This is a genomic window from Flavobacterium sp. DG2-3, from assembly GCF_030730925.1.
Lineage (GTDB): Bacteria > Bacteroidota > Bacteroidia > Flavobacteriales > Flavobacteriaceae > Flavobacterium.
The window spans coordinates 100,443-110,823 of the sequence record NZ_JAVAMB010000015.1 but is presented as its reverse complement, the minus strand read 5'-3'; the positions used below and the strand labels follow the sequence as shown (position 1 = coordinate 110,823).

The following is a 10,381-nucleotide window of genomic DNA, read 5'->3' as shown; positions in this document are numbered from 1 at the left end:
CTTGCTGCAAACACTGCATCTGGAACATACTCGCTTACGTATACAATCTGCGAAACGGGTGCAAACCCTTCAAACTGTAAAACTGCGGTTGCAGAAGTTAAGGTTGTGAATGCAATAGATGCAGTAGTAGATAACATTGATCCGATTAATGGAAACATTGGAGGAACAACTGTATCATTAATTGGTAACGATACTTTTAAAGGTAATCCGGCGGTAATTGGAACTGATTCTGGAAAAGTTACAATAGATATTATTGGTGCTTTACCATCAGGATTAACATTAAATGCTAATGGTACTATTACGGTAAATCCAGGAACTCCAAAAGGAGATTATAATATAAAATATGAGATTTGTGAAGTAGGTGCAGTTCCTGCAAACTGCGATTCAGTTATTATAACTGTGCCGGTAACAGCAGGAGATCTTGTAGCAAACGAAGATATTATTCCTTCAGTTTTAGGTTCGAATGTATCTCAGACATTAGGTGAAAATGTTTTTGATAATGATACTAAAAACGGAAAGCCATTAGTGCCATCAGATGTAAATCTGAATGTGACTAAAGCTGATCCGAAAGGATATTTAAGTGTAGATGCAAACGGAAACATTGTTTTAGGCGCCAATCCGCCAGCTGGAGAATATGAGCTGACTTATGAAATCTGCGAGAAATTAAATCCAGACAACTGCAGTTCAAATACGGTTAAAGTAACGGTAGGTCTTCCTGTAATCGATGCGGTTGATGATGTGATTGCATCAATAAACGGAAATATTGGAGGAACAACTATTTCATTAATTGGAAATGATAAATTAAATGGAAATCCGATTAAAGTTGGAACAGCAGCAGGAGAAGTTAAATTTGAAATTATAGGAATACTTCCGACAGGACTTACGTTAAATTCAGATTATACCATTACTGTTTCGCCAAATACGCCAGCTTCAGATTATAAAGTTGAGTATAAAATTTGCGAAAACAATAATCCGTTAAACTGCGATTCAGTTATTATAACTGTACCAGTAACGGCGGGAGATCTTGTTGCAAATGAAGATGTTATTCCTTCAGTTTTAGGTTCGAATGTGCCTCAGACATTAGGAGAAAATGTTTTTGATAATGATACTAAAAACGGAAAGCCATTAGTGCCATCAGATGTAAATCTTAATGTGACTAAAACGGATCCAAAAGGATATTTAACTGTAGATGCAAACGGAAACATTGTTTTAGGCGCCAATCTGCCAGCTGGAGAATATGAGCTGACTTATGAAATCTGCGAGAAATTAAATCCAGACAACTGCAGTTCAAATACGGTTAAAGTGACAGTTGGAATTCCAGCAATCGATGCGGTTGATGATGTGATTGCATCAATAAACGGAAATATCGGAGGAACAACCATTTCATTAATTGCAAATGATAAATTAAACGGAAATCCGATTGCAGTTGGAACAGCAGCAGGAGAAGTTAAATTTGAAATTATCGGAACACTTCCGACAGGACTTACGTTAAATTCAGATTATACCATTACTGTTGCGCCAAATACACCGGCAGCAGATTATAAAGTTGAGTATAAAATCTGCGAAAACAATAATCCGTTAAACTGCGATTCAGTTATTATAACTGTACCAGTAACGGCGGGAGATCTTGTTGCAAATGAAGATCTAGTACCTTCAGCAGTTGGAGTAAATGTTCCGCAAAAAGTGATTAATGTTTTTGATAATGACACTAAAAATGGAAATGCATTAGTGCCTTCAGATGTAAAACTTGATGTGACTAAAGATGATCCAAAAGGGTATCTAACAGTAGATGCAAACGGAAATGTTATACTAGCACCAAACGCACCTGCTGGAGAATATGAACTTACATATACAATTTGCGAGAAATTAAATACAGACAACTGTAAATCAAATGTTGTAAAGGTAACGGTAACAGAACCTAAAATGTCAATAGTTGCAAATAGCTATTGTTCAAACAATGTTCCTTATGTTAATTATACTGTAACGCCAGATAATTTTACAACCAATAATTTATTGACTGTGAAATGGATTGACAGCAACAATAATGTTGTAGCAACTCAGACAGATTTACCATTGAGTGGCAATCTTTTATGGCCAGGAGCAGAAGTTGATAGTAATGGAAAAGGAATTGATTGGCCAGGATGGATTTTAAACAATGGTGTATGGACAGAAGGAGCTGATGGATTTGAAGTTACCAGAAATGGAGTGAAAATCGAATTTTCATTAAATCCTACAGTTACAGTTTCTGTTGCTTATCCACAAGCTACTGCAGATTGTAATGCACGTCCAACATTTGCTATAAAAGCAAATAATGACGAAACTGGACCAATAAATGTGAAGAAAGGTGCAACTGCTACAGTAAATATTTTTGAAAATGATGTATTGAATGGAGCAAAAATCAATCCTTCAGATGTTGTGTTATCGGTTCCTGTAGTAAATCCGAATATTACATTGAGTGCAGACGGTTTAATTAATATTTCAGCGAATACGCCAGATGGAGTTTACGAATTGACTTATCAGGTTTGTGAAGCAGCAAATACATCAAACTGTAGTCAGGCGGTAATTAAGGTTATTGTTAATAATGTTGCAGACCCAGCGCCTCCAACAATAAATCAGATTACTTTAAATAATGACAATGATGTTAGCGCAGATGGAATTAATGGTTCATTAGAATTTGTAAATGTTTTAGAAAATGATTTAATAAACGGACAGCCAATAAATCCTGCAGATGTTGAAGTTAAACCTGTAACAGAAAGTCCATATTTTGAATGGAATGCAGACGGAACTGTAAATGTGAAGCCAAACACACCAGGAGGAAATTATCCGTTGACTTATCAAGTTTGCGAAAAAGCAAATTCAACAAACTGTGCTACGGCTGTATTAAATGTATTTGTAGAAGTTCCTGCTATTTCGGTGATCAAAACAGCCGTTTTCAATGACGAAAATAAAAGCGGTTTTGCAAATGCAGGAGAAACGATTACATACAAATTTACAGTAACCAATACAGGAAATGTGCCTCTTGTTGGCATCACGATAAACGATCCATTACCAGGAGTTGTAGTTTCAGGACAAGCAATTAATCTGGGAGTAAATGAATCTAACGAAACTAATTTTACAGCGGTTTACAAAATCACGCAAGAAGATATTAATCGAGGTAGCGTAAGTAATCAAGCAACTGTAAAAGGTAGCAGTTCAAGAGGAGTTGTAGTAGAAGACCAGTCAGACGATTCAAGCAATAGCGGAGACAGTCCTACAGTTTTAGACTTAAACGGATGTTCTATTAAAGTAATGAATGCTTTCTCTCCAAACGGAGACAGCAAGAATGCAAGATTCTACATTAGAGGAATAGAATGTTATCCAGATAATACGGTTGAAATTTACAACCGTTGGGGGGTTTTAGTTTTCAATATTGATCAGTATAACAATAATGATCGTGTTTTTGTTGGATATTCTAACGGACGCTCTACAGTGAAACAAGCGGAAGGTCTGCCAGTTGGAACGTATTTCTATATTTTGAAATACAACGACAGTTCAAAAACTTCTCACCAAGAATCTGGTTACTTATACCTTAATAAATAAAATGGATTACGGCTTAGCTAAACACTAAGCCGTTCTAAAGCTTAATAAATGAAAAAATTAATTTTAGTTTTTATGTTTTTTTCGATTGTGTCAAATGCGCAGCAAGATGCGCAGTACACACAATATATGTACAACACAATCGAAGTCAATCCAGCGTATGCAGGTTCGCGAGGAGCTTTAAGCGTTTTTGGTTTATATCGTACACAATGGATTGGGTTAGATGGAGCGCCAGAAACAAGTACATTTTCTGTTAATACACCTTTGCCAAATAGTGATTTAGGACTTGGAGTTTCTTTGGTAAATGATAAAATCGGACCAACTGTAGAGAATACTTTATCAGCAGATTTGTCTTATACAATTCCGACTTCAGAAATGTGGAATTTATCTTTCGGAATAAAAGGAACAGCCAATCTTTTTAACATCGATATTAATAAATTAAGTTTTGAAGATCAGGATGATCCGCAGTTTCAGAATCTTAAAAACAAGTTTTCGCCAAATGTTGGAGCCGGAATCTATTACCATTCAGACAGAGCTTACATCGGATTGTCGGTTCCTAATTTTATAGAAACAAACCGTTATGATTCAGACGACGTGGCTATTTTCAAAGATAAAATCAACTATTACTTAATAGCAGGTTATGTATTTAATTTGGACCGTTTAGAATACGTAAAATTCAAACCAGCTGTTATGGCCAAAATGGTAGAAGGAGCTCCATTGCAAGTTGATGTTTCTGGAAATTTTATGTTTAACGACAAATTTGTTTTGGGACTTGCTTATCGTTGGAGTGCTTCTGTTAGTGCAATGGCAGGATTTCAAGTTACAAAAGGAATGTATATAGGTTATGGTTACGATCATGAAACGACGCGATTGAGAAAATACAATTCTGGATCTCATGAGATTTTCTTAAGATTCGAATTCTTTAATAATTACAATAAAATGATAGCCCCAAGATTCTTTTAATACAACCTATGAAAGCTAGAAAATTAATTTTGATCTTTTTACTGTGTAGTTTTGTTTCAAATGTAAGTGCGCAAAGTCCATTTACAACTATGAACATCAAATATGCAGATAAAAAATACGAAGAGTACGCTTACGCAGATGCAATAAAAGTATACGAGAGTTTAGTAAATGATCAGACTACAAATGAAGGCGTGATTCAGCGTTTGGCAAATTCCTATTATTTTAATGGAGAATTGAAAAATGCATTAAAATGGTATGAACAATTATTTGTAATCAACCCAAACCAAGAAGCAGAATATTTATATCGCTATGGACAATCTTTAAAATCAGCAGGAGACTATCGTAAGTCTGATGAGATTTTACAGAAATTCAATCAGAAAGCAACATCAGAAAAAAGAGCCGATTTAATTAGAAGCGATAAAAATTATTTAGAAGAAATAAAAGAAAACTCAGGCCGATTTCAAATTGCCGATGCCGGAGTAAATTCTCGCTATTCAGATTACGGAAGCGTTATTTACAACAATAAAATCGTTTTTACTTCTGCACGAGATACAGGTGGAGTTGTTAAATCCAATTTTCAATGGACAAATAGATCTTTCTCTAGACTTTATACCGCCGATTTAATGCCAGACGGAAGTGTTGGAAAAACAGAACTTTTGGTAAAAAGAAAAAAAGATAAATTCAATGAGTCAAGTCCGATTTTTACAAAAGACGGACGTACTATGTATTTTACTAGAAATAATTTTACAGATGGAAAAAGAGGAAGCAATGACAAAAATGTTACTCTTTTAAAATTATACAAAGCAGAATTTATCGATAACGAATGGAAAAATGTTGCAGAACTTCCGTTCAACAGCAACCAGTACAGCACGGCGCATCCAGCTTTAAGTGTAGACGAAAAAACGCTTTATTTTGCTTCAGACATGCCAGGAACTTTGGGGCAGTCTGATATTTACAAAGTAACAATAAATGAAGATGGTACGTTTGGTACACCAGAAAATCTTGGGCCAGCTATTAATACAGAAGGAAGAGAAACTTTTCCGTTTATTTCTGGAGAAAACGAATTGTATTTTGCCTCTGACGGACGTCCAGGTTTAGGCGGATTGGATATTTTTGCTTCTCGAATAAAAACAAGCGGAACTTACGATGACGTCTTAAATGTAGGAGAACCAGTAAACAGTAAGCAAGATGACTTTGCCTTCAGCATTGACAGCAAAAGCAGAAGCGGTTATTTTTCTTCAAATAGAGAAAACGGACAAGGTTTAGATGATATTTATAGATTTACAGAAACCAGAAGATTAATCTGCGAACAAAACTTATCAGGAACTGTTACCGATGCAGAATCAAACGAGATTTTAGCGAATACTTCTCTGACTCTGTTTAACGAAAAATTTGATCCAGTCGGAACAATCACTACAGATGAAAAAGGAAACTATGTTTTTTCAGATTTAAGATGTGGTAAAAAATACACAATCAGAACTGCTAAAAACGATTACAATGCAAAAGAAGTTGCAGTAACGATTCTTAAAGAAAAAGGAGAAACGACTCAAATGATTGCATTAAATAAAGTGTTTGTACCTCTTGCCTCAAAAACGGTAGCCATCAAAAAAGTAGCTATCAGTCCAGTGAAAATAGGTTCTATACGAGTAGGGGTAGATATTGCAAAACTGCTAAATCTTCCAATGAATTTCTTTGATTTGGGTAAAGCGACTATTAAAAAGACATCTGAACCACAATTGATGAAAGTGGTCAATCTTTTAAACGAATATCCAACAATGAAACTTGATATTCGCTCACATACAGACAGCCGTTCGTCTTCAGAAAGCAACCAGATTCTTTCAGAAAAAAGAGCACAATCAACAAAAAAGTGGCTGATTCAAAAAGGAATAAGCGAAGACAGATTAACTGCCAAAGGTTTCGGAGAAACACAATTAGTGAACAAATGTGCCGATGGAGTAAAATGTTCAGAAAAACAGCATATGCAAAATAGACGAAGCGAGTTTATTATTGTAGCAATTTAAATAAATGACCAACCAATGTGAAAAACCTTTTCTAGATTTTTAGAAAAGGTTTTTTATGTTTTAAATAACTTCCGCTAGGAGTTACTTGTTGGTTGTTAAAAAAACAAATTTTCATCAAAAAACAATTCGAAATCATTTCATTATTTACAGTATCAATTTAGAAATGTAAAATTCAATGTATAATATTTAAAATGAATTAGTTATGTTTTTAAAAAATCGATTTCGCTGTAGATTGTGTTTCTTTTTGTTATAACTTTATTGATCTAAAAATTTTTCATTATGACTGTAGATCAAATACTTAAAGCAAAGGGAAGAAATGTATATTCTATTTTCTCCAATTTAACGGTTTATGATGCGTTAAAAGTTATGGGAGAAAAAAACATTGGGGCAATTTTGGTTATCGACGATAATAATCTAAAAGGAATATTGTCTGAAAGAGATTATGCCAGAAAAATTGTTCTAAAGGATAAATCTTCCAAAGAAACTTTTGTTCATGAGATTATGGAAAGTAATGTTTTTACAGTAAAACTTTCAAATAATATCGAAGATTGTATGGAACTTATGAGCGAAAAAAGAATAAGACACCTGCCTGTCATGGAAGATGGAGTAGTGATTGGAATAATTTCAATCAGTGATGTGGTTAAGGCAATTATAGAAATTCAGAAAGACACAATCAACCATTTGAATTCTTATATTTCTCAATAAAGGTTATCTAAAAAAGATAAAAATTCAAAACGAGTCCAATTTCTATTGGACTTTTTTTATTTATCTAAATAGATTTTCGGAAAAGAAAACGCTAAAAAGACGCCATTTTAAAACAAGACTTATATCTTTGTAAGCTAGAATAAAAGCTAAAAAAATGAACAAAGAGAGTAAAAAAAGAGAAGCGTTACTGTACCACGCAGAGCCAACTCCAGGAAAAATTCAGGTAGTTCCAACAAAAAAATACGCAACCCAGAGAGACTTATCATTGGCCTATTCGCCAGGAGTTGCAGAGCCATGTTTAGCAATTGCAGAAAACGTAGAAGACGTTTATAAATATACAGCAAAAGGAAATTTAGTAGCCGTAATTTCAAACGGTACAGCTGTTTTAGGACTTGGAGATATTGGTCCAGAAGCAGGAAAACCAGTAATGGAAGGAAAAGGTTTATTGTTTAAAATATTCTCTGATATTGATGTTTTTGATATCGAAATCGATACTAAAAATGTAGAAGAATTTATTCAGACTGTAAAAAATATTGCTCCAACTTTTGGAGGAATCAATTTAGAAGATATCAAAGCTCCAGAATCTTTTGAAATAGAAAGAAGACTTATTGAAGAATTGGATATTCCGGTAATGCACGACGATCAGCACGGAACGGCAATTATTTCTTCTGCAGCTTTAATCAATGCGCTTGAATTGGCTGGGAAAAAAGCGGAAGATGTAAAAATGGTTGTTTCAGGAGCAGGTTCGGCTGCAATCGCTTGTACCGATTTATACGTTTCTTTAGGAGTAAAAGTAGAGAACATTTTAATGTTCAATAGTAAAGGTCTTTTAACAAAAGATAATCCTGCACTTTCAGATTTACAGTTAAAATACGCTATCGACGGAGCAAAAATTTCGTTGGCAGAAGCAGTAAAAGACGCTGATGTTTTCATCGGACTATCTTCTGGTGATATTCTTTCACCAGAAATGTTATTAACTATGAAAGAAAATCCGATTGTTTTTGCAATGGCAAATCCAAACCCGGAAATCGATTATAATTTAGCCGTAGAAACGAGAAAAGACGTTATTATGGCGACAGGACGTTCAGATTTTCCTAATCAGGTAAATAACGTATTAGGGTTTCCTTACATTTTTAGAGGTGCGCTAGACGTAAGAGCGACAAAAATCAACGAAGAAATGAAAATGGCGGCTGTAAAAGCTTTAGCTATTTTGGCAAAAGAACCAGTTCCAGAGCAAGTAAACGTAGCTTATGGTGCAACAAAACTTGGTTTTGGTCAAGAATATATCATTCCTAAACCATTCGATCCTAGATTGATCACTGTTGTAGCTCCTGCGGTTGCAAAAGCAGCAATGGAATCTGGAGTGGCAAAAAATCCTATTACAGACTGGGCAGCTTATGAAGAAAAGCTTATGGAACGTATGGGTAACGACAATAAAATGGTGCGTTTGATTACCAACCGCGCTAAAGTAAATCCTAAGCGTGTTGTTTTCGCAGAAGCAGATCAGTTGAATGTTTTAAAAGCAGCTCAAATTGTGTACGAAGACGGAATCGGATTCCCAATCTTACTTGGAAATAAAGAAGCAATTTTAGATTTGAAAAAAGAACTTGGTTTTGATGCCGATCTAGAAATTATCGACCCAAAAACGGATGAGGAAGCCGCAAGACGTGATAAGTTTGCAAAATCATTCTGGGAGACAAGAGGAAGAAGAGGCGTTTCTAAATTGGATGCTGAAAAATTCATGCGCGAAAGAAACTATTTTGCTGCAATGATGGTGAATGAAGGAGAAGCTGATGCGGTCGTTACAGGACATTCAAGAAGTTATCCTTCGGTTGTAAAACCAATGATGCAATTGATTCCAAAAGCACAGAATGCATCTTTAATTGCAACTACTAACATGATGCTTACGTCTCGCGGACCAATGTTCTTGTCAGACACGGCAATCAATATTAATCCGTCTGCTCAAGACCTTGTTAATATTGCCATTATGACGGCTAAGACGGCTAAAATGTTTGGTGTTGAGCCTGTTATTGCAATGGTTTCATTCTCAAACTTTGGTTCTTCAACAAGCGAGAGCGCTTCAAAAGTTAGAGAAGCAGTAGCTTATCTGCATAAAAATCATCCAGAAATGATTGTTGACGGAGAAATTCAAGCAGATTTTGCATTGAATCCAGAATTGCTTCAAGAGAAATTCCCATTCTCTAAATTAGCAGGAAAAAAAGTAAATACATTAGTTTTCCCTAATTTAGAATCAGCAAATATCACGTACAAATTGTTAAAAGAATTGTACAAAGTGAATTCAATTGGGCCAATTATGATGGGTATGGGTAAACCAGTTCACATTTTCCAATTGGGTGCAAGCGTTGAAGAAATGGTCAATATGGCGGCAATTGCTGTAATTGATGCACAGGAAAAAGAAATTAAAAAGAATAAAATAACACAATAAACGTTCTTAACAAGGATTGAACAAATTTGTCGTAGTTTTATGGCATTTTTGTTATATTTGATACTAATAAATTAGATCTATGATAGCACATTTGCAGGGAAGATTAGTAGAAAAGAATCCTACAGAAGTTGTAATTGATTGTGGAGGAGTTGGTTATCAGGTAAATATATCACTGCATACCTTCTCTTTAATTCCAAATTCTGAAAATATAAAATTGTATACGCATCTTCAAATTAAAGAAGATGCGCATACTTTATACGGTTTTGCCGAGAAATCGGAACGTGAAATTTTTAGAATGCTGCTTTCTGTTTCAGGAATCGGAGCTGGAATCGCAAGAACAATGCTTTCGTCAATTGAACCAAAGCAAATTATAAATGCCATTGCATCTGGAGATGTTGGTGTAATCCAGTCTATCAAAGGGATTGGGAACAAAACAGCACAAAGGGTTATACTTGATTTAAAGGAAAAAGTTGTTAAATTGTACGATATAGATGAAGTTTTTGCTGTTCAAAACAATAGAAACCGAGATGAAGCGTTATCTGCTCTAGAAGTGTTAGGTTTTGTCCGAAAAGCTTCTGAAAAAGTAGTGGAAAAAATCGTAAAAGAAGATCCTGAAGCTACTGTTGAAACAATTATCAAAAAGGCTTTAAAAAGCTTATAAATTTCATTT

The 10,381-nt window shown here is 34.8% G+C and carries 6 protein-coding genes; all 6 read left to right on the top strand.

Going from position 1 to position 10,381, the window contains the following annotated elements; translation table 11 throughout:
- On the top strand, window positions 1-3,579 hold a 3,579-nt coding region (locus Q9Q97_RS18220), incomplete at its 5' end, for a gliding motility-associated C-terminal domain-containing protein (RefSeq protein WP_306159705.1).
- A gap of 48 nt (window positions 3,580-3,627) precedes the next feature.
- On the top strand, window positions 3,628-4,539 hold the full coding sequence (locus Q9Q97_RS18215) for a type IX secretion system membrane protein PorP/SprF (protein ID WP_306159703.1): 912 nt from the start codon (window positions 3,628-3,630) through the stop codon (window positions 4,537-4,539).
- 8 nt (window positions 4,540-4,547) lie between these two features.
- The gene (locus Q9Q97_RS18210) at window positions 4,548-6,560 is read left to right on the top strand and encodes an OmpA family protein (protein ID WP_306159701.1); all 2,013 of its coding nucleotides are present in this window, start codon (window positions 4,548-4,550) and stop codon (window positions 6,558-6,560) included.
- Window positions 6,561-6,839: 279 nt separating this feature from the next.
- The gene (locus tag Q9Q97_RS18205; protein WP_306159699.1) at window positions 6,840-7,265 is read left to right on the top strand and encodes a CBS domain-containing protein; all 426 of its coding nucleotides are present in this window, start codon (window positions 6,840-6,842) and stop codon (window positions 7,263-7,265) included.
- A 154-nt stretch (window positions 7,266-7,419) separates the two neighbouring features.
- A complete protein-coding gene (locus tag Q9Q97_RS18200) occupies window positions 7,420-9,711 on the top strand; it encodes an NADP-dependent malic enzyme (protein WP_306159696.1) in 2,292 nt (763 codons plus the stop codon).
- A gap of 79 nt (window positions 9,712-9,790) precedes the next feature.
- Window positions 9,791-10,372, top strand: coding sequence for a Holliday junction branch migration protein RuvA (ruvA, locus tag Q9Q97_RS18195; RefSeq protein ID WP_306159694.1), 582 nt, complete (start codon window positions 9,791-9,793; stop codon window positions 10,370-10,372).
- Window positions 10,373-10,381 lie beyond the last annotated feature (9 nt).